Here is a 23136-nt window from a genome sequence, read left to right on the forward strand (position 1 = left end):
TCATAGAAGTCATGAAATAAGGGCGGGCTCGGAAAGGTGCGCCCGACAGCAGCACAGTCAGTATGGGAGGAGTTTAGATGACGGATCCGAGACATTCGACGGGTGGTCCGCTTGCACGTTCGGCCATGGCCTATGTGCTGGCCGGCGGGCGCGGCAGCCGATTGATGGAGTTGACCGACCGCCGGGCCAAGCCCGCGGTCTATTTCGGCGGCAAGAGCCGGATCATCGATTTCGCGCTCTCGAATGCGATCAATTCCGGCATCCGCCGTATCGGCGTTGCCACCCAGTACAAGGCGCATTCGCTGATCCGCCACCTCAACCGCGGCTGGAACTTCCTTCGCCCGGAGCGCAATGAAAGCTTCGACATCCTGCCCGCCAGCCAGCGCATCTCGGAAGACATGTGGTATCGCGGCACATCGGACGCGGTGTACCAGAACCTCGACATCATCGACGGCACCGGCGTCGAATACATGGTCATCCTTGCCGGCGACCATATCTACAAGATGGACTATGAGCTGATGCTCCAGCAGCATGTGGAGCAGAAGGCCGACGTCACCATCGGCTGCCTCGAAGTGCCGCGCATGGAGGCCACGGGCTTCGGCGTCATGCATGTCGACGAGAAGGACCGCATCGTCGCCTTCGTCGAGAAGCCGAAGGATCCGCCCGGCATCCCCAGCCAACCCGACATGGCGCTCGCCTCGATGGGCATCTATGTGTTCACGCTGAAGTTCCTCAAGGAGGAACTGCTTCGGGATGCCAACGATCCCAATTCCAGCCGCGACTTCGGCAAGGACATCATCCCGAACATCGTCAAGAACGGCAAGGCTGTCGCGCATCGCTTCCCGACCAGCTGCGTGCGGTCCGAGCATGAGAAGGAAGCCTATTGGCGCGACGTCGGGACGGTGGACGCCTATTGGGAAGCCAATATCGATCTCACCGACGTGGTGCCGGCCCTCGACCTCTACGATCAGGAATGGCCGATCTGGACCTTCGCCGAAATTACGCCGCCGGCTAAATTCGTGCACGACACGGAAGGGCGGCGTGGTACCGCGATCTCGTCACTGGTCTCGGGCGGCTGCGTCGTCTCCGGCGCCACGGCCAAGCGCTCATTGCTTTATACGGGCGTGCGTGTGAACTCCTATTCCTCGGTCGAGAACGCCGTCATCCTGCCCTATGTCGAGATCGGCCGTTCGGCGCACCTGAAGAACGTGGTGATCGACCGCGGCGTCGAGATCCCCGAGGGCCTGGTGGTCGGCGAGGATCCGGTGCTTGATGCTCAGCGCTTCCGGCGCACCGACAAGGGCATCTGCCTGATCACGCAGCCGATGATCGACAAGCTGAAGCGCTGAGCAGAGGCAAGCGGATCGGGAGTACAGTCGTTTCTCCAGGGAGCCGAACCGAGAAATCGCGTGAGGCTCGACCTTTTGTCATGACCGGGCTTGTCCCCCATCAGACAAGTCTGGTCGGGGACAAGCCCGGTCATGACAAAATCATACTTCCTGGACCACAGCCTTCTTCCGGTGCGCCTGTCGAAATGCGGAAATCTCGATGATCAAAGTCCTCGCCGTTGCCTCCGAAATCCATCCGCTGATCAAGACCGGGGGGCTCGCCGACGTCGTCGGCGCGCTGCCCGGCGCCTTGAAGCGCTACGACGTTGCGGTGACGACGGTCATTCCCGGCTATCCGGCGGTGCTGGCCGCCAATGAAAAATGGGAGACGGTCGCCAAGCTTCCGAGCTTTTTCGGCGGGCGCACCACCATCAAGCGCGGCGCGGCGAACGGCCTGAACCTCTTCGTCGTCGACGCACCGCATCTCTTCAACCGGCCCGGCAATCCCTATACGGACAAGGACGGGCGCGACTGGCTCGACAATCCCCAGCGCTACGGCGCCCTTTCCAGCGCGGCGGCCGAGATCTGCCATGGATTGGTGGCCGACTATCGTCCTGACATCGTGCATGTCCACGACTGGCAGGCGGCGCTCACCCTCGCCTATCTCAATTATGCCGAGGGTCCACGGCCGAAATCGGTGATCACCGTGCACAATCTGGCCTTCCAGGGCCAGTACCCCCGTTCGATTCTCGGCAGCCTCGCCTTGCCGCAGCGCTCCTTCTCGGTCGAGGGCGTGGAATATTACGGCATGATCGGCTTCCTGAAGGCCGGGCTGCATTTTGCCGACCGCATCACCACCGTCTCGCCCCGCTATGCCACCGAAATCCAGACGGCCGAGGCCGGCATGGGCCTGGAAGGGCTGCTCGCGGGGCGTTCCGACGTGTTGTCCGGCATCGTCAACGGCATCGACGATAGCGAGTGGAACCCGGCGACCGACACCAAGCTTGCGGTCAACTACGATGCCAAGTCGCTCGCCAAGCGTGCGGGAAACCGCGAGGCTCTGGAAAAGCGCTTCGGCCTCGATCACGACAACTCGCCCTTGTTCTGCCTCGTCAGCCGCCTGACCTGGCAGAAGGGCATCGACATCATGGCCGAGACCGTGCCCCATCTGGTGGCGCATGGCGCGCGGTTCGCGCTGCTCGGCTCGGGTGACAAGGAGCTGGAAGGCATCTTCCGCCAGGCGACCTATCAATATCCGGGTCGTGTGGGTGCCGTGTTCGGCTTCGACGAGGCGCTGTCGCACCTGATGTTCGGTGGCGGCGACATGACGCTGGTGCCCTCGCGTTTCGAGCCCTGCGGCCTCACCCAGCTCTACGGCCTGCGCTATGGCTGCATACCGGTGGTGGCGCGCGTCGGAGGCCTGTCCGATACCATCGTCGACGCCAACGACGCCGCGCTCACGCTGAAGGCGGCCACGGGCGTGCAGTTCCAGCCCATCACCGGCGCCATGCTGCAGGAGGGAATCTCCCGCGCCATCGCTCTCTATCGCGACAAGACAGTCTGGCAGGCCATGCAGAAGCGCGGCATGGGGCTGGACCTGTCCTGGACTTCCCGTGCCAGTGCCTATGCCAAGCTCTACAAGGACTTGTTGAAGTAACATTGGACTTGTTGAAGTAACACTGTTCTCGCCGTTCACCCCTACTGTCGACCAACCGGAACCTTGACATGATCCGTACCGTTCCCACCACGCCCATCGATGGCCAGAAGCCCGGCACATCCGGCCTGCGCAAGAAAGTGCCGGTGTATCAGCAGCCCCATTATGTCGAGAACTTCGTACAGTCGATCTTCGACACACTCGAAGGCTTTGCCGGCAAAACATTGATCGTCGGCGGCGATGGCCGCTTCTACAATCGCGAGGTCGTGCAGAAGATCCTGAAGATGGCAGCCGCCGCCGGCTTCGGCCGCATCAAGGTGGGGCAGGGCGGCCTGATGTCCACGCCGGCCGTCTCCGCCGTCATCCGCAAATATGGCGCCTTTGGCGGCATCGTGCTCTCGGCTTCGCACAATCCCGGCGGTCCCGATGGCGATTTCGGCATCAAGTACAATATCGGCAATGGCGGCCCGGCGCCGGAAAAGATCACCGATGCGATCTTCGCCCGCACCAAGACGATCGGCGAATACAAGATCGCCGACGTGCCGGATGTCGACATCGACCAGCTTGGCGAAGCGAAGATCGGCGACACCGTGGTCGAGGTGGTCGATCCCGTCGCCGACTATGCCGAGCTGATGCAGAAGCTGTTCGACTTCGACGCCCTGCGCACCCTGTTCAAGAGCGGCTTCACGATGCGCTTCGACGCAATGTCCGCCATCACCGGTCCCTATGCCAAGCGCATCATCGAGGGCCTGCTCGGTGCCGCGCCCGGCACCGTGGTGAACGATACGCCACTGCCGGATTTCGGCGGCCACCATCCCGACCCGAACCCCGTCAATGCCCATGACCTCTACGAGTTGATGATGGGCCCGAACGCTCCGGATTTCGGCGCTGCCTCCGACGGCGACGGCGATCGCAACCTGATCATCGGCCGCGGCATCTTCGTGACCCCCTCCGACAGCCTCGCCATCCTGGCGGCGCATGCCGATCTCGCCCCCGGTTATGCCAAGGGCATCGCCGGCATTGCGCGCTCGATGCCGACGAGCCTGGCCGCCGACCAGGTCGCCAAGGCCATGGGCATCAAGATCTACGAGACGCCGACCGGCTGGAAGTTCTTCGGCAACCTGCTCGATGCCGGCCTTGCCACCATCTGCGGCGAGGAAAGCGCCGGCACCGGCTCCAACCATATCCGCGAGAAAGACGGCGTCTGGGCCGTGCTGCTCTGGCTGACCCTCCTCGCCAAGCGCCGCCAGCCGGTGATCCACATCGTGCGGGAGCACTGGGCCAAATATGGCCGCAACTATTATTCGCGCCACGACTATGAGGCGGTGCCGACCGAGGCCGCCAATGGGGTGATGGAGGCGATCCGTTCACAAATCTCCAGCCTGCCCGGCCAGAGCTTCGGCAAGCTCAAGGTCCACTCGGCCGACGATTTTGCCTATCATGATCCGGTGGACGGCTCGGATTCCAAGAACCAGGGCCTGCGCATCCTGTTCGAAGGCGGCTCGCGCGCGGTCTTCCGCCTCTCCGGCACCGGCACGGAGGGCGCGACGCTGCGTGTCTATCTGGAGCGCTACGAGCCCGATACCGCGCATCAGGATATCGAGACGCAGGCGGCGCTGGTCGATGTCATCGCCGTCGCACGCAAGATCAGCGGTATCGTCGAGAAGACCGGCATGGCCGAGCCCACCGTCGTGACCTGAGGCAAACGGGGCGGGTCTTCAGACCCGCCTCTTTCTGCAACGTCTCCTGGCGGGTCTGAAGACCCGCCCCCCGATATCGGGTTGCCAGATCCGGCGCCCTGCTTCTATCGTGGCTCTGCACCCATTTCGAAGGGCATGTCATGCCTGCGCAGGCTTCCTTTCGCCGATTTCTGCAGTCGGTCTCCGCCCCGGCGTTTCTCGCCGCCTGCGCTCTCGGGGCTGCCCACATCACCCCGGCAGCGGGACAGGCGCAGGCCGCCTGCGCCATTCGAGATTGGCGCTGCCTGCTGAAGCAAGCCGCGACCGATGTCCAGAAGGACAAGCAGGACAGCGGCGACAACCATGGCCGCTATCTCGTCGACATCGTCAGGGGCTATCCCGAGGCGGATCGGGTGGGCCTTGCACAACAGTTCCTCGCCTCTGCCGGCCAGGACGACGATCTCCAGACCCGCCTCGAAAACTTCCTGGTGCCGGCGCAGTTGCGCCAGCAGCCAGATGTCGAGGCACTGAGGAAGGCCCTGGCCAGCGGCGTCTCGCCGGAGCCGGACTTTGCCCTCACCGAATATGCAAGATTGGCGTTCCAGAGCCTGATCGCCCGCAACGACAAGGACACCATCCTCAAGCTCTGGCGGGAAGAGGGCAAGCAGCTCTGGCGCAACGCCCCGCAGGCGGAACTGGCCATCGACAGCTGGCTCGCCGAGACCACCCCCGATATTCTCAAGGAGAGCATCAGGACGCGCGGGCTGGTGGATGGCGGCTGGGCGGCGATTTCCGGGGTGGCGGAACGTCTCTGCCGGCAGGGGGCCAAGGACAGGGGCGACGGACTTTTGGCGCTGCTGGAACAGGAGCGTACGACCTGGAACACCAATCGCAGTCACGATGCCACCAATCTCGCCAGCACGGTGATGGCCGTGGCTGCCTGTGATGGTTTCGAGGCGGCCGAGAAGCGACTCGATGCCGCCGAAAGCCAGATGAAGAGCGATGTTGCCGCCATCCGCACGCATATCGCCGACAAGGACGATGCCCAGGCAACCATCGATCTCCTGGAACAGACCGTGGCCGAAACCGGCGTACGCCCGCTGATCCGCGCCTATCTCGATGTCGGCCGCACGGATGACGCCGTGCGCGTCTTCGGCCGCTTGCCGGCACAGGACGCCGCGGACGGTGTCGTTCTGGGCACGGACGGGTCGCCTGGTGACCCCGATGCGGAGAATGGCGAGGGCGGCTGGCAGACAGAGTACAGGAGCTGGGCCGAGGCGCGCTCCTTCAGCGCCGATCCGCAACTGGTCCTCGCCGATGTCGATCGCTGGGGAAAGGAAGACGACGACAATGTCGGTGCGGATGCCATGGCCCAGATGCTGCGCACGGCCGAGGCCCTGCCGAATTTCAAGGGAACCAAGCGCCCCTTCGTCGTCAAGCTCAAGGCGCTCGGTGAGCGTATTGCCGCGCTTCCCAATGCCGAGGGTCTGGCACGCCAGCAGACCGAGGTGATGCTGGCGGACGCCGAACTGCAGATCGCCGGCTGCAGGCCGAGCGACGATCAGTTCCAGGCTTGGGAAAAGGCATTCGCCGCCGCCCCGGACATTCAGACACGCGTGGAGGGAATCGTGGCCGTCGCCAGGCTCCTGCGCCATATCGAAAACGGCGCGGCCAATAGCGCGCATGACCCCGGCTATGGAGCCTGCGTGATTGCGCGGGGATAGTTTGGTATCGCGTCTGCCAGCCTACCCTCGCGGCGCACTCAGCCTTTGCTGGCCAATCACCACCGGCTCGACCTTGCCGGCCGAGATGCGCCTGGCGGTCTTGTCGTCAGGCAATCGGCGGGCGAGGGCGTAGGTGCGCTCCATCAGGTCGAGGGCAGCGGCCTTGCGGTCGGTGACATGGGCGAATTCCTTGCCGTCGATGGGGTCTCCGATGGCGATCGGCAGCACGGTGCCGATGCGATCGCGCACTTCCTTGAAGATCAGCGACAGGCGCAGCGTCTGGTTCATGTGGCTGGCGATCTGGAACAGGCGGCTGTTCTGGCCGCCGAAGAAGATCGGCACCACCACGGCGCCGGAGCGCTGGATGAGCTGTACGGTGAAGGGTTGCCAGGGCGCATCCATCGCCGGGCGGCGGCCGAGCTTGTCGGGCGAGGTCGAGACCGCGCCGGCCGGGAAGACGATGACGCAGCCGCCCGCATCGAGCCGCCGTCGGGCCTCGGCGCGCGTACGCAGGTTGGTCTGCATCGCCTCTTCGGTTTCGGAAAAATCCACCGGCAGGAGATGCTTGTGCGTCTCGGGCGCGCGCAGCAGCAAGGCATGGGTGAGGATGACATAGTCCTGCCGGACCAGCCCGATTAGCCAGCCGATGGTGACGCCGTCGAGCACGCCATAGGGATGGTTGGCGATGATCACGCAGGGACCGGTCTTCGGGATCTTGGCGAGCTGGGAATGGTCGAACTGCGCCTCGAGCTTGAGCTTGCGCACGGCGGCCGCGAAAAAGGTCTCGCCGTCGACCGGATTGCGCTGGTTTTCCAGGTAGAGCTTCTTGAGCTTTGGCTGGCCGGTCACCTTCTCGATGGCTTTGATGAGCGCCTGCTTCGGTTTGGAGAAGGTGGGGTCCGCATAGGTGAACTGAACGTCGTTGACCCCCGCGCCGCGCCCTGTTTTGCCAGCCATGTGTTACCTTCAGATGCCCATTTGTTGCATCGGTTTATGACTATAGCGCCATGTGGGTAGCGAAGCACCTGCCATAACCTGTAAATCGGCAATTCCTTGTGGGCGCCTGATATTTTGTCAAACGCGAAGCATCTAGTCTTTGCCTTTTGACCGTTCAGGATGTCAGGAAAGTACGACGTTATTTCGACAGTCGAGGCATGGACGGCATGGCAAGCGTTTCAATGGCAAATCCGGGCATGGCCGCGCCCCTGGGAGCGAGCTGGACCGGGGAGGGTGTCAATTTTGCCGTCTATTCAGCCGATGCCGAGCGCATCGAGGTCTGCCTTTTCGATGCCGGCGGTGGGGAGACGGCTCGAATCGCCTTGGGCGGACGCGAGGGGGCCGTGCATCACGGCCTCATTCCCGGCCTTGCCGAGGGGCAGCTCTACGGCTTGCGCGCCCATGGCCCCTGGGCGCCGGAGAAGGGATTGCGCTTCAATCCTGCGCGCCTGCTGATCGATCCACGCGCCACGCGTCTCGTCCTGCCCCCCGGCATGACCTCGGCCCTGCCGGTCAAGGGCGCTGCCGGTGTCGACGATCTCGTCCTTGACGGGGCCGATACGGCCGCCCTGATGCCGAAGGCGGTGCTGGAACGGCCTGCCGGGCCGGCCCGCCGGCCGTCAGCGCCGAAACCTTCCACGCGCATCGTCTATGAGCTGCATGTCAGGGGCTTCAGCCAGAGGCATCCCGAAATCCCGGCCGAGCTACGCGGCACCTTCGCAGCGCTCGCCCATCCCGCCGCCATCAGGCATTTCCTGGCGCTCGGCGTCACCACGCTGGAGATCATGCCGCTGGCGGCCTGGATCGACGAGCGCCATCTCGAGCCGCTCGGCCTCAGCAATTACTGGGCCTACAATCCCGCCTGCTTCCTGGCGCCCGATCCGCGCCTTGTGCCTGGCGGCATGGCGGAGATCGCCAGGACCATCGACGCCCTGCATCAGGCCGGCCTCGAGGTGATCCTCGACGTCGTCTACAACCACACCTCGGAGAGCGACGAACGCGGCGGCACCCATTCGCTACGCGGGCTCGACAATCGGTCCTATTACCGCCTCGCCGATAATCCGCGCTTCTATTCCAACGTTACCGGCTGCGGCAACACGCTGGCGCTCGACCGGGAGCCAGGCATGGGGCTGGCGCTCGATGCCCTGCGCCATTGGGCCGGCGCCGGCGGCTTCGATGGTTTCCGCTTCGACCTCGCCCCGGTGCTCGGCCGCACGCCGGCAGGTTTCGATGCCAAGGCACCCCTGTTCGCTGCCATCGCCGCCGACCCGCTGCTGAGCGGCAAGCGGATGATCGCCGAGCCCTGGGATATCGGACCGGGCGGCTACCAGCTCGGCCACTTCCCGCAGGGCTGGAGCGAGTGGAATGACCGCTACCGCGACGACATCAGGCGCTTCTGGCGCGGCGATGGCGGCATCGGCGCGCTCGCCACACGCCTTGCCGGCTCCTCCGACCTGTTCGATGCGGCGACACGCCACCCCACCGAAAGCGTCAACTTTGTCTCCGCCCATGACGGCTTCACGCTCGACGACACGGTGAGCTTCGCTACCAAGCACAACAATGCCAATGGCGAGAACAATCGCGACGGGCATGCCGGCGAGATCAGCTGGAACAATGGTGCGGAGGGGCCGAGCACCGCGCCCGAGATCGTGGCGCTGCGCCGTTCCTATGTGCGAGCCATGCTGGCCACGCTCCTGCTCTCGCGCGGCACACCGATGATCGGCATGGGCGACGAGCTCGGCCGCAGCCAGAATGGCAACAACAATGCCTATGCGCAGAACAACGAGACCACCTGGATCGACTGGGAGGATGCCGACCAGTCACTGATCGCCTTCGTTGGCAGCCTTGCCAATCTGCGCAAGTCGCTGCCTGTCGTCACGGCCAGCAGCTTTCTCACCGGCCAGACCAGCCCAACCGGTCGTCCCGACGTGATCTGGGTCGGTGCCAATGGCCGCCCCCTCCAGGGCTCGGAATGGAGCAATCCTGCCAAACGTACGCTCGGCATGCTCCTGAGCGATGCGGATGGCGGCGAGGTGCTGATCTGGTTCCACGCCGGCAATGAGCCCTTCTATGCCCGCCTGCCGGATCTGCCGCCTCGCAAGGTCTGGCGCCTCGCCCATGCCAGCGACGAATATCAGGCGCTGGCTCTGCCGACCGACTATGGCGCCTTCGACATCATCGAGGTCGCGCCGCGCTCGGTGGGTGTCTTCATCGCCGAGGCCGGCCGCGCCCCACGCCGTGATGGCGATGCGCCGCCCGAAGTGCTGGATCTGCTCGCCACCGCCGCCGGCATCGCACCCGAATGGTGGGAAGTCTCGGGCAAGCACACGCTGGTTTCGGCCGATACCAAGCGGGCGCTGCTCACTGCGATGGGCCTCCCGCATCACACGCTCGCGCAGGCGCGCGAGAGCCTCGACCATCTGCGCGAGCTGGCGCCGGCCGCGGCCTCGACGGGCAGGACCTACCAGCCTGCTGCACTTGCCGATGGCGGCCGGCGGTTCGGCCTCTCCGCCCAGCTCTACACGCTGCGGCGCCAGGGCGATCAGGGCATCGGCGATTTCCGCACGCTTGAGCAACTCGCCGAGGCCGCTGCGGCCAAGGGTGCCAGCCTGCTCGCCCTCAATCCCTTCCACGCCATGTTCCCCTCCAACCGGGAGCGGGCCAGCCCCTATCAGCCCTCGGATCGCCGCTTCCTCGATCCGGCCATGATCGCGCTCGATGCGGTGCCGGAGATCGCCGACCCCGGCCGTTTCACGCTGCCCGAAGGGCGTCTGATCGACTGGCCGGCGGTGTGGAAGCTCAAGCGGGCCGCGCTCGCCGAAGCCTTTGCGGCGCTGCCAAACATGCCGGTGCGCAAAGCGGCTTTCGAGGCCTTCAAGGTACAGGGCGGCGAGATGCTCTCGCGCTTTGCCATGTTCCAGGCGCTTGAAGAGCGAGCCGGCTCGACCGCGATCGTTGGTTGGGACGAAGCCGTCGACCTCGGCCGGGAGGTGCATGAAGCGTCCGACTTCGCCAGCTATCTGCAGTTCCTCGCCGAGGAACAGCTCGCCGCCGCCAGCCGCAACGGCCTCGCCATCGGCTTCTGCCGCGATCTGGCCGTCGGTGCAGCACCGGATGGCGCCGAGGTCTGGACGTCGCCCGACGCCTTCCTGAAGGGGGTCTCGGTGGGCGCGCCGCCCGATCCCTTCTCCGCCGACGGGCAGGTCTGGCACATCCCGCCACTCGATCCGCTCGCTCTGCAGAACAGCAATTTCAGCCATTACCGTGAGCTGCTCGCCGCCAATATGCGCCATGCCGGCGCCTTGCGCATCGACCATGTCATGGGGCTGACGCGGCTCTTCGTCATTCCTGACGGTGCCAAGGCAAGCGAGGGCGCCTATCTCAGATACCCGATCGAGGCGATGCTGCGGGTGCTGGCCGAGGAGAGCAATCGCGCCAAATGTCTCGTGGTGGGCGAGGATCTCGGCACGGTGCCCGAAGGCTTCCGGGAGCGCCTCGCCGAGGCCGATCTCTATTCCTACCGCGTGCTGTTCTTCGAACGCGACGGTGCCGTGTTCCGCCAGCCCGAAATCTATCCGGCGCAATCGCTCGCCTGCGTCGCCACGCATGATCTGGCGACCTTGCGCGGCTGGTGGAACGGCGCCGACATCGCCCTCAACAAATCGCTCGGGCGGACGGTGGATGCCGATGCGGAGGCGGAGCGCGCCAAGGACAAGGCGGCTTTGCTGGAGGCGATCAACCAAGAGGAAGCGAGCAAAGAGGAAGCGGGTCAAAAGGCTGCAGGCGACGATGAGGCGAAGCAACTGATGCCGGAACTCGTCGGCGCCATCCACGGTTTTCTCGCTTCCGCGCCCTCAGGCCTGGTGGTCGCCCAGATCGAGGACCTGGCCGGCGAGATCGATCCAGTCAACCTGCCTGGCACCGACCGTGAATATCCGAACTGGCGCCGACGGCTGGAACTCGACGTCGAGGCGGCGCTGGAGACGGACACGGCCAGGGCGGTATTCGCGGCGATGAAGAAGGAAGGGCGGTAGCATGAGCGCCGGGCCCGCCCCCACGAGCCTGCGCAAACAGCGGGCGCTCTATCTGGGGCTGTTCGCTGCCCAGACCGTCTGCGCGACGATCCTCGTTTTCGAACTCATGCCGTTCTTCTGGCGCCTCGTCGATGACCTTGGCGAGGTGCAGGAGGTCTCGAACCGGGGAGAAGCCCTGGCCTGCCTCTGCGTGGTGGTCTTCCAGGCCTGCTACTGGTGGCGGATCAACAATCTGGGCGTGCCCTTCGCCACGAAAAGCCAGTTGCTCTCGCATCTGCTCGTCTTCGTCGGCCGAATGAGCTTCCTGTTTGCCGGTACCCTGGCCTCGCTCATCTTTTTTCGGCACATGCCGCTGCTCGCCCCCTCGAACCTGACGCTTACTGGAGCGCTCAGGCTGCTCCTCTTCCTCGCGGTGCTGTTTTCGTGGTTCTGTTATTCATTGGAGGTGGAGCGGTTCGGGACATATCAGGCTGGGGCATAGGCGGTGGCCACAACCCTACAGGCGCGAGCCAGGGTTTGGAGACCCCGACACGAAAGTCGCGAAATAGCCGAAGCGGGCGCAGATATTGTCATGCCCGGGCTTGTTCCGGACATCCAGGCGCGACCTCCGTAAGCGTTCGTGCCCCTCGATTGCCGGGACAAGCCCGGCAATGACAAAAAGTCGAGGTTCCCGAGATTTTTCGGTCAGCTCTGGAGGGGTATCGGGCTGCCGTCATGGCGGGCGAAGCGAAGCAATCCAGCGATCGCACCATCGAGAAACAGGCCGATGGTCGTGAGCAACCGCCCGGCGGAATAGGATTTCGGTTCCGAGAAACGTTGCACCGCCGTCCCATTCATTTTTCAACGGCGTTGATTGCCTCTTGATAAGCGGAGGATGCCTCCGTATATCTAAACATGCAGCGAGAAAACGCATTCGCGCATGTCATTCCGGCAAGACCCGACGGTTCCTTCGCCTCGGCCCGCCCCGCCAGCGCCCTTGCTGCCGCGCCAATTCATACATCACAAACACTGAATGGGGTATCCCTTCATGTCTCTTTCCATCAGCCTCACCATCAATGGTCGTCTGCGCAGGGTCGATCTCGATGATCCTCGCGTAATGCTGCTCGACCTGTTGCGCGAGCGTCTCGATCTGCCCGGCAGCAAGAAGGGGTGCGATCGAGGCCAATGCGGCGCTTGCACCGTGCTGGTCGACGGACGGCGCATCAATTCCTGCCTCGCTCTCGCTGCGAGCCTCGACGGCGCCGAGATCACCACCATCGAAGGACTGGCCGAGGGCGGCGAGCTCCATCCGGTCCAGGCCGCCTTCATCGCCCATGACGCCTTCCAGTGCGGCTACTGCACGCCCGGCCAGATCATGAGCGCCGTGGGCCTCATCTCGGAAGCTCAGGCGGGCAACGATCCCGAGCGCATCCGCGAATTGATGAGCGGCAATATCTGCCGTTGCGGAGCCTATCAGGGCATCACCGAGGCCGTGCAGGACGCGCAGGAAATCCTCGCAGAACGCAATCGGAGGAACGCGGCATGAACCGCTTCGACTATTTCAGGCCCTCCAGCATTGCGGAGGCCGTGGTTGCCGGCGCCGAGCCGGGTTCGGCCTATCTCGCCGGCGGCACCAATCTGCTCGATCTGTTGAAAGTGGGCATTGAACGGCCCGAACGGGTCGTCGACATCTCGCGGCTGCCCGGTCTCGACCGCATCGAATGGCTTGCCGATGGCGGCGTGCGCATCGGCTCGCTCGTCCGTAATGCCGACCTTGCCTATGACCCACGCTTCGCGCGGACCTTCCCCGCTGTTGCCGAAGCGCTGCTGTCGGGCGCGTCCGCGCAGCTTCGCAATGCAGCGACCGTGGGCGGCAATCTCCTGCAGCGCACGCGCTGCGCCTATTTCCACGACCGCGCCAGCGCCTGCAACCGGCGCGCGCCGGGTTCGGGCTGCGACGCGCGCGAGGGCGAGAACCGGCTGCATGCGGTGCTTGGCTGGAGCGAGCACTGCATCGCCACCCACCCCTCCGATTTCTGCGTGCCGCTCGTGGCGCTGGACGCCGTGGTCGAAGTCGAGGGGCCGCGCGGCGCCCGCGAGGTCGTCCTCGATGCCCTGCATCTCCTGCCCGGCGTGACGCCGGAACTGGAGACAGCGCTGGAGCCCGGCGAGTTGATCGTGGCGCTGAGGCTTCCCGCCCAGGCAGCCGCCTTCTCGCGTCGGGCGCGCTACCTGAAGCTGCGCGAACGCACCTCCTATGCCTTCGCCGTGGTTTCGGCGGCGGCTGCGCTCGATATCGAGGGTGGCGTGATCCGCGAGGCGCGCCTTGCGCTCGGCGGCGTCGCGGCCAAACCCTGGCGCGCGAGAGAGGCCGAGGCCTCGCTGGAAGGCGCCCCGCCTTCGGAGGAGGCCTTCGCGAAGGCGGCCGAACTGGCTCTCGCCGAGGCGCGGCCGTCCGGCGACAACGCCTTCAAGATCGAACTGGCGCGCCGCATCCTCGCGCGTGCGCTCACCCTTGCCTTCGAAGGGACGCCGGCGGCCATGCCTGCGCTGCCGGCTTCGCCCTTCGCCACCACTTCCGGAGCGACCCATGCCGCATGAGAGCGCCAGTTCACCGACCCAGTATCGCCGCCACGGCTCCAATGCCGGCCAGCCCCTGACGCGCCGCGATGGCCCGCTCAAGGTCACCGGCCGCGCCACCTTTGCGGCCGACAACCATCCCGAAGGCATGCTCTATGCCGTCACGGCTGTCAGCAGCATCGCGCGCGGGCGGGTTACATTCCTCGATGTCGATGCCGCCAAGGCCCATCCCGGCGTCGTCGAGGTGCTCACGCCGGCCAACCGGCCGCCTTTGGCCCATGATCCGGACGTCAAGATGGCGCCCTTCGGCTTCCGGGTGGAGGTGCTGCAGGACGACACCGTGCGCTATGCCAACCAGCCGATCGCGCTGGTGATCGCCGAAACGCTGGAGGCGGCGACCGAAGGCGCCCTGCTGCTCAATGCGCGTTACGACGTCAAGGACGCGCGTGTTACGCCCGAAAGTGGCCTGCACTACGATCTCACGGCTGTCGGCGTCGGTTCGCCGGCGCGAACCGCCCATGGCGATCTCGAAGCAGGCTTTGCAGCGGCCAGCATCGTCACGGAGGCCGTCTATGTCACGCCGCCGCAATACCACAACGCCATGGAGCCCCATGCCGTGGTGGCACAGTGGGATGGCGACCACCTGACGCTGGACATGCCCAACCAGGCCATGACCCTGAGCTGCATCTCCTACGGAGCCTATTTCGGCATCCCGGTCCAGAACATCCTGATCCGCTCGCCCTTCCTCGGCGGCGGCTTCGGCTCCAAGGCGATCCTCAACGGGCCGCAGATCCTCGGCATCCTGGCGGCGCGCATGCTGAAGCGGCCGGTCAAGCTCGTGCTGACTCGGGCGCAGATGTATGGGCCTGTCGGGCATCGCGGCAGTACCTGGCAGACCCTGCGCCTCGGCATGGACGATGAGGGGCATCTCACGGCGCTGCATCATCACGCGCTATGCGCCACCTCCAGCTTCGACGACTTCATCGAACCGGCGGCGAACGCCTCGCTGCCGCTTTACGCCAGCCCCGCCATCCTTGCCGAGCATTCGGGTCTCAGGCTCGATATCGGCACGCCGGGGCCGATGCGTGCGCCAGGAGAGGCGTCCGGATCGGCGGCGCTCGAGGTTGCGATGGACGAGGCCGCCCAGGCCTGCGGCATGGATCCGCTCGAGTTCAGGCTCGCCAACTATGCCGAGACGGAGCCCGGCAGCGGCAAGCCCTTCTCCTCCAAGGCGCTACGCGAATGCTATGCCGAAGGGGCCAAGCGCTTCGGCTGGTCGGGCCGTCCCCTGCAGCCGCTGCAGATGCGGGACGAGAACGGCTTCCTCGTCGGCTGGGGCATGGGCACGGCGGTGTTCCACTGCCCGCATTTCCCGGCCGAGGCCCGTGCGACCCTGCGGGATGACGGCACGGCGCTCGTCGAGACGTCGGGCGCCGACATGGGGCAGGGGGCCTGGACCGCTCTTGCCCAGATCGCCGCCGAGGCGCTCGGCCTCGATCCCGATCAGGTCGAGTTCCACTCAGGCATATCGAGCCTGCCCGACGGCGGCATCGCCGGTGGCTCCGGCCATACGGCCAGCGCGGGCCTCGCGCTCAACAACGCAGGCGAGGATGCCATTGCCAGGCTCGCCGAACTCGCGACTTCAGATCCCCGCTCACCGCTGTTCGGCGCCGGCAATATCGGCGTGGTCGCTCGCAATGGTCGACTGCATCGCCGCGACGACGACGGCCAGAGCGAAAGCTACGCCGAAATCCTCAGGCGCGCCGGCCAGGCCGCGGTGGTCGGCACTGCGAGGGCGATGCGCGATCCGGCGGCTGGCGCGGCGCATGCGCTCTTCTCTCACGGAGCCGTCTTCGCCGAGGTGAAGGTCGATCCCGATCTCGGCCAGGTTCGCGCCACCCGCCTGGTCGGCGCCTTCGCGGCCGGCCGCATCATCAATCCCCGCCTGGTGCGCAGCCAGTATTTCGGCGGCATGATCTGGGGCATCTCCTTTGCCCTGCATGAGCATGCGATCACCGATCCCAGGACCGGGCGGATCATGAATGCGGACCTCGCCGAGTACCACGTGCCCGTCAATGCCGACGTACCGTCGCTCGACGCGATCCTGATCCCGGAGGACGATCCCTACATCAATCCGCTGGGCGTGAAGGGCGTCGGCGAGATCGGCATTACGGGGACAGTGGGCGCCATCGCCAACGCGGTCTGGCACGCCACCGGCAAGCGCATCCGGCGGTTCCCGATCAGGATCGAGGATCTGGTCGGCTGATGGTTAGGCGAGAGCCGGCGGCGCCCTCCCGAGACCACAGGCGTCTCGCCCATAGGCGCTAACTTGAGCGCGATCCCTCCCCGGTTTCGGGGAGGGTGGACCGGCGAAGCCGGGACGGGTGGGGTAGGGTGGCGCGACATCTGCTTATTTCTGCTTTGTCGCGCCACTCTCCCCCTTCCGTCGTCACTGCGTGACGCCACCTTCCCCGCAGTCGGGGAAGGATTAGTAGCGCCGTTTCCGGCTAAAGTTGGCGCCTATGGGCGTCTCGCCTGCCTCGTCCTATTCTGCAAGCGTCTCGTTTCCAAGAGCAGGCGGGACGCCTGCGGTCCCAGGAACGTCCGGGCTGTGAACTCGGATTATCGATTTACTACGGCATTGCCGTTGGGGGCGTTTCCCGGGTGCGCGGACGTCTCGTCCGCTCTTGGAAACGTTGCGGCTGCTAGAAGGGGCGGACGAGACGTCTGCGCACCCGGCAAGAGCGCCCGACCGTTCGCGCTTTCCCATCCTCATGTTCATCGCCGCGATCACCGCGCTGCCCCTGAACATGGTCGTGCCCTCGCTTGCGAACATCGCCCGCGACCTCAGCGCGGATTTCGCGCTCGTCAACGTGGCGGTTGCCGGCTATGCGGCGGTCTCCGCTTTGACCTATCTTCTCGCGGGCGCCCTGTCGGACAGATTTGGGCGCAGGCCGGTGATCGTGACGGCGCTCGCCATCCTCACCCTGGCCTCGGCGGCCTGCAGTCTGGTGGACAGCATCGGCATGTTCCTCGCTTGTCCGTTTCGGATGAAGCTCACAACGCGCAGTGACCGCCCGGTTGCAATTACCGTGCATTCGTCGAGTATGACACCTTTGCGTCGTGGGAGCGGTCCATGAGCCTCTACGCCCTCAAGCCGAGATTCCAGGCCCTGCTGCGTCCGCGGGTGACGCGGATGGCGGAGGCCGGCTACACCGCCAACCAGGTCACGCTGGGGGCGGCGGCCGGATCGCTCGTCGTCGGGCTCGGTGTGGCGTTCTTGTCGGACCTGCGCATCCTCTTCCTGCTGCTGCCGGTCTGGCTGTTCATCCGCATGGCGCTCAACGCCATCGACGGCATGCTTGCCCGCGAGTTCGGCCAGAAGAGCCTGCTCGGCGCCTATCTCAACGAGATCGCCGATGTCGTCTCCGATGCAGCCTTGATCCTGCCCTTCGCCACCCTGCCTCTATTCGGTCCGTTCTGGACCGGCGCGGTGATCGTGCTCGCCGTGATCAGCGAGTTCGCCGGCGTGATGGGGCCGATGGTCGGCGCCTCCCGCCGCTATGACGGGCCGCTCGGCAAGAGCGACCGGGCCTTCCTGTTCGGGGCGCTCGGCCTGTGGATCGGCCTCGGCCTGCCGCAGCCGGACTGGCTGTTCTGGCTGATGCCCTTGGCCGTGCTTTTCCTCACACTGACCATCGTCAATCGCGTGCATAAGGGCCTGCGCGAAGCGCGGAGCCACCAAAGCGTTTTGCGATCTGACGGTATCGTCGAGAATCGCAAAGACGCGTCGTAACGCGCTTTGCTCAAGGAGAATTAATGCGTCCTGCTCAGTCAAGTCACTTCCCCACCCATGACGGCGCGTCCTTGTTCTACCGGCATTGGCCCGCAGTAAACGGTCCGGCCAAAGGCGCCATCGTGCTGTTCCATCGTGGCCACGAACATTCCGGGCGCATGGCGCATCTGCCGGACGAGTTCGGCATGCCCGATTACGATCTTTTCGCCTGGGATGCGCGCGGCCACGGCGAATCCCCCGGCGAGCGCGGCGATGCGCCGAGCTTTGCCGCTCTGGTGCGCGATGTGCAGAGCTTCATCGACCATATCGGCGATGCCCATGGCATCCAGCCTGCCGATATCGCCGTGGTGGCGCAGAGCGTCGGGGCGGTCGTCGCTGCCACCTGGGTGCATGACTATGCGCCGAAGATCCGGGCCCTGGTGCTGGCCTCGCCCGCCTTCAAGGTGAAGCTCTACGTGCCCTTCGCCCGGCCCGGCCTGAAGCTCATGCAGAGGGTGCAGGGCAATTTCTTCGTGCAGTCCTATGTCAAGTCGACCTTCCTCACACATGACCAGGCGCGCCAGCAATCCTTCGACGAGGACAGGCTGATCACCCGCGCCATTTCGGTGCGCGTCCTGCTCGGCCTGTATGAGGCGGCCAGGCGCGTGGTGGCGGATGCCCGCGCCATCGTGGTGCCGACCCAGCTCCTGGTCTCCGGCTCGGACTGGGTGGTGCATCACGGGCCGCAGCACCGCTTTTATGAAAATCTCGGCTCGGCCACCAAGGAGCGTCACATCCTGCCAGGCTTCTATCACGACACGCTGGGCGAGAAGGACCGGGCGCTGGCCATCGGCCATATCAGGCGCTTTCTCACCGAACGCTTCGCCGCACCGCTCGAACGCCCGCATCTCCTCGATGCCGACCGCCAGAGCGCCTCGCGCGACGAAGCGGACAGGCTGGCCTCGCCCCTGCCGCTGGCGTCGCCGAAGGGGCTGTACTGGGCCGGCACCAGGCTCGGCCTCAAGGCCACGGGTCTCGTCTCCGACGGCATCAGGCTCGGCCATCGGACGGGTTTCGATTCCGGCTCGACGCTCGATTATGTCTACCGCAACACGCCGTCGGGTCGCTCGGCGCTCGGGCGGATGGCCGATCGGAATTATCTCGACGCCATCGGCTGGCGTGGCATCCGCCAGCGCAAGCTTCACGTCGAGGAGTTGCTGCGCCTGGCCATCGCCCGGCTGAAGGACGAGGGCAAGCCCATCAACATCCTCGACATCGCCGCCGGCCATGGCCGCTATGTGCTGGAAGCGCTGGAAGCGCAGGGTGTGGCACGGCCGGATGCGATCCTCCTGCGCGACTACAGCGACATCAATGTCGAGGCCGGCGGCAGGCTGATCGCCGAGAAGGGGCTCGCCGACATCGCCCGTTTCGTGAAGGGCGATGCCTTCGATGCCGCCAGCCTCGCCGCCATCGAGCCGAAGCCGACCCTCGGCCTCATCTCCGGCCTCTACGAGCTCTTCGCCGACAACAATCTGGTGAAATGGTCGCTGGGCGGCTTGGCCGCGGCGATCCCGCCCGGCGGCTACCTGATCTATACCGGCCAGCCCTGGCATCCCCAGCTCGAATACATCGCCCGCGCCTTGACCAGCCATCGCGAGGGCCAGGCCTGGGTGATGCGCCGGCGGATCCAGGCCGAGATGGATCAACTGATCGAGAATGCCGGCTTCGAGAAGCTGGAGCAGCGCATCGACGAATGGGGCATCTTCACGGTGTCGCTGGCCCGCCGCAGGGCGGTGTCATGAGGATACTGGACCTCGAGTTCTGGGCAACAAAGGCGCAGGCGCCGTCATTCCGGGCGACTGAAAGGAGACCCGGAACCCATGAACACTGTCCTTCGAGGTCTGTGTTCATGGATTCCGGCTCTTCGCTGCGCTACGGCCGGAATGACGAACCGCTCTCGCCTCATCGCCAGCAAACCCCAATTCGGAGTTCGGCATGACCCTGGCCGTTCCGCAGGACCTGCCGTCCCGCCGGCCCTGGCTGCGCGCGTTCCTCTGGATCGCGGGGCTCGGCGTGCTGTTCTATACCAGCTATCCGCTCGCCAATTATCTTGCCGACCAGCGCGCCTTCGTGCCCTCGATCGTGTTCGGCTGGGAGAAGGGCATGCCCTTCCTGCCCTGGACGATCATTCCCTACTGGTCGATCAACCTCTTCTATGCTGCCTCGCTGTTCTTCTGCGCCACGAAGACGGAGGTCGATACGCTCGGCCGGCGCCTGCTGACGGCGCAGCTGATCGCCGTCACCTGTTTCATTCTCTTTCCGCTGCGCTTCAGCTTCGCCAAACCCGAGATCGGCGGCGGCCTGCCGGGCTTCCTGTTCCAGGCGCTGATGAGCTTCGACAAGCCCTACAACCAGGCGCCCTCGCTGCACATCGCCCTGCTGGTCATCCTCTGGGCCCATTATATCAGTTTCATCCCGGCCTGGGTGCGCTGGGCGTGGCATCTGTGGTGCGCGCTGATCGGCGTCTCCGTGCTCACCACCTACCAGCACCATTTCTTCGACATACCGACTGGCGCGCTGCTCGGCCTGTTCTGCCTCTGGCTCTGGCCGGATGCGCCGGACGGCGCCCGGGTGACACCGGTTCAGCGCGCGAAGCGCCTGAAGCTCGCCGGCTTCTACACGCTCGGGGCCGTCCTCCTCGCGATCCTCGGTATCGCCCTCGGCGGTTGGGGCCTGTGGCTGTGCTACCCCGCCGCGTCGCTGACGCTGGTTGCCGCCAACTATCTCTGGCGCGGCGCCGCCGGCTTCCAGAAGCGGCCCGACGGAAGCATGCCGCTCGCCGACCGACTGCTGTTCGCGCCCTATCAGCTCGGCGCCTTCCTCAATTCGCGCTGGTGGACGCGCACGGCGCCGGCGCCGGCCGAAATCCTGCCCGGCCTGTTCCTGGGGCGCATCCCTTCATGGTTCGACCGGCCAGCCGCCTCCTTCGGGACGATCGTCGATCTCTGCGCCGAATTGCCGGCCCGGCGGGGTAGGGGAACCGTTGAAGCCTTTCCGCTGCTCGATCTGGTGGCGCCTGCCCCCGCCATTCTCGCCGAGGCCGCTAAATCGATTGAAGCTGCGCGCGCGAGCGGTACAGTGCTGGCGTGCTGCGCGCTCGGCTATTCGCGCAGCGCGGCCGTCGTCGCAACCTGGCTGCTGCAAAGCGGGCGAGCAGGGACGGTGGAGGAAGCGATTGGAATCATACGCGCTGTCCGGCCCGCCATCGTTCTCGGGCCCGATGCGCGCGCCGCCATCGCGGCGGTAGGGAAGACAGGGAAGGCTGATGGCTGAGGCACAGGAAAATCCGGCAGTCATCGCCGCAATCGCCGCATCCTATCTCAGGCAGGGCCGGCTGCTCGACAAGATCTCGCGCGGGTTGACGCTGATGGGCTCCGCGGCGGTGATCGTGGGCACCTATGCCTCGGCGCCGCTCGCTGTCATTGGTCTTGCGGCGCTCTCGGTGCTGCTCGGCTTGGCCGAAACCTATTTCGCCTTGCGCGCCGGGTTCGATGCCGAGATCTTCAGCCATCTCGCCACCGGCTCTTTCAGCGCCACCACTTTTGACGGCTCGATGAAGCGGCTCAAGCTGATCCAGTCAGACCGCACGCCGCGGCCGATGTCGGACCGGGCCAGGGGCGCCATGGGTCTGGTGCGCTACCAGGCGGTGGCCATCGGCCTGCAGATCGTCAGCATCCTGACGCTGCCGCTGCTCGGCATCCTTCTGTGACCACACACCCGCCCGTCGATATCAGGTCGATTGCGGGGCGGCTCGCAGCTTCCGCCACCATCGGCCTTGCCCGCCTCGTCACGGGCGTGCGCGGCAACTGGCAGGGCTGCCTGCCGGCCAGGGAACCGCGCATCTATTTCGCCAACCACAACAGCCATGGCGACTTCATCCTGGTGTGGACGGTCTTCCCAGCCGTCTTGCGCGCCACGGCCCGCCCCGTCGCCGCGCGCGACTACTGGGAGGCCAGCGGCCCGCGCCGCTTCTTCGCCCGCAGCGTCTTCGACGCCGTGCTGATCGACCGCGAGGCCATCACCCGCAGCGTCGATCCGATCGGCCAGATGAGCGACGCCCTGGACTCGGGCTCCTCCCTCATTCTGTTCCCGGAGGGCACCCGCAACACCACCGACCAGCCGCTGCTGCCCTTCAAATCAGGCCTCTACTGGCTCGCCAGGCGCCAGCCCGGGATCGACCTCGTGCCGGTGTGGATCGAAAATCTCAACCGCGTCATGCCCAAGGGCGAATTCCTGCCGGTGCCCTTCCTGTGCACGGTAACCTTCGGCGCGCCCCTGCGCCTGGCGGCTGGTGAGGAGCGACAGGCCTTTCTCGACCGCAGCCGCGATGCACTGCTGGCGCTCAGGCCGAAGGAAGGCGACGAGGCATGACCGTCGACAGCCACGCCCTCGCGCTCTTCGCCGGCATCCTCGCCTTCCTCTGCATTGCCTCGGCCATCGGCTGGCTGCTCGACCGCCGCGCCGGGCCGCAGGGCAATCCCGGCATCGACAATCTCAACGCCCGCATCCGCGCCTGGTGGGTGATGGTGGCGCTGATGGGCGCGGCCTTCCTGCTCGGCAAGCCCGGCGTGATCCTGCTCTTCGCCTTCGCCTCCTTCGCGGCGCTACGCGAATTCCTGACGCTCACGCCGACGCGCCGGGCCGATCACCGCACCTTGTTCGCCATGTTCTTCGTGGTGCTGCCGATCCAGTATTATCTGATCTGGATCGAGTGGTACGGGCTCTATTCGATCTTCATCCCCGTCTATGTCTTCCTGCTCATGCCGATCCTGATCGCCCTGCGTGGCGACACGGCGAAATTCATGACGCGTGTGGCCGAGATGCAGTGGGGCGTGATGATCGCCATCTTCTGCATCTCCCATGTGCCGGCACTGCTGACGCTGAACATTCCGGGTTTCGAAACCCGCAAGCTGCTGCTGATCGCCTTCCTGGTTATCGTCGTGCAGATGAGCGATGTCCTGCAATATATCTGGGGCAAGCTGTTCGGCCGCCACAAGGTCGCGCCGAAGCTCTCGCCCTCCAAGACCTGGGAGGGGCTGGTCGGCGGCGTCGCCAGCGCCACGCTGCTGGGGGCGTGCCTGTGGTGGATCACGCCCTTCACCTTCCTTGAGGCCGGCCTGGTGGCGCTGGTCCTCACGCTGATGGGCTTCTTCGGCGGACTGGTGATGTCGGCCATCAAGCGCGACCGCGGCGTCAAGGATTGGGGGCGGCTGATCGAAGGGCATGGCGGCATGCTCGACCGGCTCGATTCGGTGGTCTTCGCCGCGCCGATCTTTTTCCATCTTGTCCGCTATTGGTGGACTGTCTAAGTCTACCATCACGCTTCC

Annotated in this window: 18 protein-coding genes; 16 read left to right on the forward strand and 2 right to left on the reverse strand. The window is 65.5% G+C overall.

Features of this window, described 5'->3' with window-relative positions:
- Window positions 1–77 precede the first annotated feature (77 nt).
- The 4 genes from glgC (at window position 78) to QQL24_RS28710 (ending at window position 6385) form a co-directional block, all read left to right on the forward strand.
- Entirely contained in the window at window positions 78–1349 is a 1272-nt protein-coding gene (gene glgC / locus QQL24_RS28695; RefSeq protein ID WP_284315730.1) for a glucose-1-phosphate adenylyltransferase, read from the forward strand.
- Between the two features lie 193 nt (window positions 1350–1542).
- Window positions 1543–2985, forward strand: a complete 1443-nt coding sequence (gene glgA, locus QQL24_RS28700) for a glycogen synthase GlgA (protein ID WP_284315865.1) — start codon at window positions 1543–1545, stop codon at window positions 2983–2985.
- Between the two features lie 68 nt (window positions 2986–3053).
- Window positions 3054–4682: an alpha-D-glucose phosphate-specific phosphoglucomutase gene (locus QQL24_RS28705; RefSeq protein WP_284315731.1), complete on the forward strand. Its 1629-nt coding sequence runs from the start codon at window positions 3054–3056 to the stop codon at window positions 4680–4682.
- 140 nt (window positions 4683–4822) lie between these two features.
- The gene (locus QQL24_RS28710) at window positions 4823–6385 is read left to right on the forward strand and encodes a hypothetical protein (protein ID WP_284315732.1); all 1563 of its coding nucleotides are present in this window, start codon (window positions 4823–4825) and stop codon (window positions 6383–6385) included.
- 21 nt (window positions 6386–6406) lie between these two features.
- On the opposite strand, the gene QQL24_RS28715 is transcribed toward QQL24_RS28710, so the two are convergent.
- Entirely contained in the window at window positions 6407–7342 is a 936-nt protein-coding gene (locus QQL24_RS28715) for a lysophospholipid acyltransferase family protein (RefSeq protein ID WP_284315733.1), read from the reverse strand.
- Between the two features lie 206 nt (window positions 7343–7548).
- Between QQL24_RS28715 and glgX the strand changes: the two genes are divergently transcribed.
- Together glgX and QQL24_RS28725 are read left to right on the forward strand one after the other, a co-directional pair.
- Window positions 7549–11415 (forward strand): glycogen debranching protein GlgX, encoded by a 3867-nt coding sequence (gene glgX, locus QQL24_RS28720; RefSeq protein WP_284315734.1) that lies wholly within the window; start codon window positions 7549–7551, stop codon window positions 11413–11415.
- A gap of 1 nt (window position 11416) precedes the next feature.
- Window positions 11417–11896 carry a hypothetical protein gene (locus QQL24_RS28725; RefSeq protein WP_284315735.1) on the forward strand — a complete coding sequence of 160 codons (480 nt, stop codon included), beginning with the start codon at window positions 11417–11419 and terminating at the stop codon, window positions 11894–11896.
- Between the two features lie 203 nt (window positions 11897–12099).
- Here the strand turns inward: QQL24_RS28725 and QQL24_RS28730 are convergent, their stop codons facing one another.
- On the reverse strand, window positions 12100–12237 hold the full coding sequence (locus QQL24_RS28730; RefSeq protein ID WP_284315736.1) for a hypothetical protein: 138 nt from the start codon (window positions 12235–12237) through the stop codon (window positions 12100–12102).
- 205 nt (window positions 12238–12442) lie between these two features.
- On the opposite strand from QQL24_RS28730, the gene QQL24_RS28735 reads away from it, so the two are divergent.
- The 10 genes from QQL24_RS28735 (at window position 12443) to QQL24_RS28780 (ending at window position 23118) form a co-directional block, all read left to right on the forward strand.
- Window positions 12443–12940, forward strand: a complete 498-nt coding sequence (locus tag QQL24_RS28735; RefSeq protein ID WP_284315737.1) for a (2Fe-2S)-binding protein — start codon at window positions 12443–12445, stop codon at window positions 12938–12940.
- A complete protein-coding gene (locus QQL24_RS28740; protein WP_284315738.1) occupies window positions 12937–13995 on the forward strand; it encodes an FAD binding domain-containing protein in 1059 nt (352 codons plus the stop codon). The genes QQL24_RS28735 and QQL24_RS28740 overlap by 4 nt, the downstream gene beginning before the upstream one ends.
- Window positions 13985–16240 (forward strand): xanthine dehydrogenase family protein molybdopterin-binding subunit, encoded by a 2256-nt coding sequence (locus tag QQL24_RS28745; protein WP_284315739.1) that lies wholly within the window; start codon window positions 13985–13987, stop codon window positions 16238–16240. The genes QQL24_RS28740 and QQL24_RS28745 overlap by 11 nt, the downstream gene beginning before the upstream one ends.
- A gap of 508 nt (window positions 16241–16748) precedes the next feature.
- Entirely contained in the window at window positions 16749–17114 is a 366-nt protein-coding gene (locus QQL24_RS28750; protein WP_284315740.1) for an MFS transporter, read from the forward strand.
- On the forward strand, window positions 17111–17770 hold the full coding sequence (locus tag QQL24_RS28755) for a CDP-alcohol phosphatidyltransferase family protein (RefSeq protein WP_284315741.1): 660 nt from the start codon (window positions 17111–17113) through the stop codon (window positions 17768–17770). Before QQL24_RS28750 ends, QQL24_RS28755 begins: the two co-directional genes overlap by 4 nt.
- A 23-nt stretch (window positions 17771–17793) precedes the next feature.
- A complete protein-coding gene (locus QQL24_RS28760; protein ID WP_284315742.1) occupies window positions 17794–19551 on the forward strand; it encodes a bifunctional alpha/beta hydrolase/class I SAM-dependent methyltransferase in 1758 nt (585 codons plus the stop codon).
- Between the two features lie 193 nt (window positions 19552–19744).
- A complete protein-coding gene (locus QQL24_RS28765; RefSeq protein ID WP_284315743.1) occupies window positions 19745–21082 on the forward strand; it encodes a phosphatase PAP2/dual specificity phosphatase family protein in 1338 nt (445 codons plus the stop codon).
- Window positions 21075–21518, forward strand: coding sequence for a hypothetical protein (locus QQL24_RS28770; protein WP_284315744.1), 444 nt, complete (start codon window positions 21075–21077; stop codon window positions 21516–21518). The genes QQL24_RS28765 and QQL24_RS28770 overlap by 8 nt, the downstream gene beginning before the upstream one ends.
- Complete coding sequence (locus QQL24_RS28775; protein WP_284315745.1) at window positions 21515–22180, forward strand: lysophospholipid acyltransferase family protein; 666 nt, start codon at window positions 21515–21517, stop codon at window positions 22178–22180. The genes QQL24_RS28770 and QQL24_RS28775 overlap by 4 nt, the downstream gene beginning before the upstream one ends.
- Window positions 22177–23118 (forward strand): phosphatidate cytidylyltransferase, encoded by a 942-nt coding sequence (locus QQL24_RS28780; RefSeq protein ID WP_284315746.1) that lies wholly within the window; start codon window positions 22177–22179, stop codon window positions 23116–23118. Before QQL24_RS28775 ends, QQL24_RS28780 begins: the two co-directional genes overlap by 4 nt.
- Window positions 23119–23136 lie beyond the last annotated feature (18 nt).

This window comes from Labrys miyagiensis (assembly GCF_030160835.1).
Classification (GTDB): Bacteria; Pseudomonadota; Alphaproteobacteria; order Rhizobiales; family Labraceae; genus Labrys; species Labrys miyagiensis.

What these genes read in the sequence shown, in the direction of transcription:
- glgC (WP_284315730.1), top strand. Translation starts at nt 78, where the DNA reads ATGACGGATCCGAGACATTCGACGGGTGGTCCGCTTGCACGTTCGGCC.
- QQL24_RS28705 (WP_284315731.1), top strand. Translation starts at nt 3,054, where the DNA reads ATGATCCGTACCGTTCCCACCACGCCCATCGATGGCCAGAAGCCCGGC.
- QQL24_RS28710 (WP_284315732.1), top strand. Translation starts at nt 4,823, where the DNA reads ATGCCTGCGCAGGCTTCCTTTCGCCGATTTCTGCAGTCGGTCTCCGCC.
- QQL24_RS28715 (WP_284315733.1), bottom strand. Translation starts at nt 7,342, where the DNA reads ATGGCTGGCAAAACAGGGCGCGGCGCGGGGGTCAACGACGTTCAGTTC.
- glgX (WP_284315734.1), top strand. Translation starts at nt 7,549, where the DNA reads ATGGCAAGCGTTTCAATGGCAAATCCGGGCATGGCCGCGCCCCTGGGA.
- QQL24_RS28725 (WP_284315735.1), top strand. Translation starts at nt 11,417, where the DNA reads ATGAGCGCCGGGCCCGCCCCCACGAGCCTGCGCAAACAGCGGGCGCTC.
- QQL24_RS28735 (WP_284315737.1), top strand. Translation starts at nt 12,443, where the DNA reads ATGTCTCTTTCCATCAGCCTCACCATCAATGGTCGTCTGCGCAGGGTC.
- QQL24_RS28740 (WP_284315738.1), top strand. Translation starts at nt 12,937, where the DNA reads ATGAACCGCTTCGACTATTTCAGGCCCTCCAGCATTGCGGAGGCCGTG.
- QQL24_RS28745 (WP_284315739.1), top strand. Translation starts at nt 13,985, where the DNA reads ATGCCGCATGAGAGCGCCAGTTCACCGACCCAGTATCGCCGCCACGGC.
- QQL24_RS28750 (WP_284315740.1), top strand. Translation starts at nt 16,749, where the DNA reads ATGTTCATCGCCGCGATCACCGCGCTGCCCCTGAACATGGTCGTGCCC.
- QQL24_RS28755 (WP_284315741.1), top strand. Translation starts at nt 17,111, where the DNA reads ATGAGCCTCTACGCCCTCAAGCCGAGATTCCAGGCCCTGCTGCGTCCG.
- QQL24_RS28760 (WP_284315742.1), top strand. Translation starts at nt 17,794, where the DNA reads ATGCGTCCTGCTCAGTCAAGTCACTTCCCCACCCATGACGGCGCGTCC.
- QQL24_RS28765 (WP_284315743.1), top strand. Translation starts at nt 19,745, where the DNA reads ATGACCCTGGCCGTTCCGCAGGACCTGCCGTCCCGCCGGCCCTGGCTG.
- QQL24_RS28770 (WP_284315744.1), top strand. Translation starts at nt 21,075, where the DNA reads ATGGCTGAGGCACAGGAAAATCCGGCAGTCATCGCCGCAATCGCCGCA.
- QQL24_RS28780 (WP_284315746.1), top strand. Translation starts at nt 22,177, where the DNA reads ATGACCGTCGACAGCCACGCCCTCGCGCTCTTCGCCGGCATCCTCGCC.